General features: G+C 43.1%; 1 protein-coding gene. It reads right to left on the bottom strand.

Features of this window, described 5'->3' with window-relative positions:
- The coding region (locus tag AAC037_RS24200; RefSeq protein ID WP_339906244.1) for a hypothetical protein at positions 1 to 1,669 on the bottom strand (1,669 nt) is incomplete at both ends.

The raw sequence follows: 1,669 nt of genomic DNA, 5'->3' as shown, positions 1-1,669 counted from the left end.
CCCCTAAACTGGTTCGCCCATGTCGAAACATTGAATTGCGTAAGTTGTAGGACGGGCTTGATCTTCTAGATGAAAATTTTACACCATCAACATAGGGAATAGGAGGCTCACTGTCTGTTTTGCCCCAACTGTTTATGGCATTGTCTTCAAATATAAACCTATTGTTCTTTATTCTTGAGCTGGTGGAATCAAAAGTAATCATATCCCCTTCCCAACCATAGGAATTCTGGTGAAGCCGTTCAGGCAATTGAAGCTGAGCTTGCCCGGTAAAAATCGGATTCCAGCACTCAAAAGCCTTCTCCAGCTGTTTGAACCATAAATAATGGCTTGCTGCTTGAGGATGACCGTCAGAAGGTACCAAGGAATACTTGTTTCCCCAACGGGTGAGATCATCAGCTATTTTTGGATAATCCATATAGGGAATTTGGTATCTTAAAGATAGCGCCTGAAGGTCTACTGTATTGGGCGTATATTTACCCTGATTCTGAAAAGGGCTAAACAAAAATTCCGTATTGGGATAATTTTGTTGAATCCACCGTATGGCCCCCTCAAAAACAGCTATTTCATCCGGTGTGTCCGTTTTCTCATTGGCTCCACTTCCAAAAATCACAAGGTCTGGTCTTGCTCCTTCTTGGCGCTTAAAAAGATCCGGATACAATGCTTCCCAGGTTTCCCCTTCCTTATGACCATTTAATCCGGGATTGGGTGGAATTGATAAGGAAAAATACTGTTGAAGCCCGGAGTGTGATTCTCCGATACTAGATCCATCAGCGGCCATAAAATTTAGGCAAATTTTGTCAGCAGGAAGATTAAATTTCTTCATAAGCTCAAGCTTTAACCTCCCCGCATAACTGTAATAATGCCTCCACTGTCCAAAATACCCATCTAGATCAGGTCTCCCTACTTTTTCTGCATCAAAGAGGTCTTCTGAAAGAGGTTGTTTGAAAGTCTCAGAATCAGGGTCCTCGTCATATAGATACATGGGGGGATTGGCGCTTCCTCTGTCAATACTTGATCCCATTACGATGATATGAATAGGCTCTCCTTTCCATAGTTTTTGAATTGTTCTTGGAAGGTACCTGTAGTTTGGTGTCATTTTCCTTGAGGTAAGGGTTTTGTTTTGGGAAGCACCATTGACGGTGAGCTTTGGAGCATAAACCCAAACTGTATCGGATGAGCTTAAATTCTCAAATTCAACCTGAATCCCAAATGTATTGATGTCTTTTGAACTTGACTTGTTTCCAACGCTTGCTTTCCCAACGATGGAGGCATGCTCTACCAAGATGTTAATGGTGCCGGTATCCTCCATCGAAGCGCTATATTCTTTAGCCACATTCAGCTCACCCCTTGCATGTTTGGGAAAACTACGACTGTCTCTCATGCCAAAGTCCTTAGGACTCCATTCACCATCTTCACTATCTGCCTTCATCACTTTAATCGCAGACTTAAGCTGATTGGCCCCTTCCTGGTATCCATGTACGGATAAACTCAACTCGTCACCAAAAGCCAGCCCCGCTTCGGGAAGTGTAAAAAATTGCCATATCTTTTTACCGGGACTTATTGCTACCATGTTATGGGTTGAAAAATCAGGCCGTATGGTGCTGGGAACATGAGACTCACGCATTACTTCAATATCACCCCATGCCTCAGTGTTCCAGAAAGCTACATT

This window comes from uncultured Cyclobacterium sp. (assembly GCF_963976465.1).
Lineage (GTDB): Bacteria > Bacteroidota > Bacteroidia > Cytophagales > Cyclobacteriaceae > Cyclobacterium.
The sequence above is the reverse complement of the archived record's forward strand: the minus strand, read 5'-3'. Positions and strand labels throughout refer to the sequence as shown.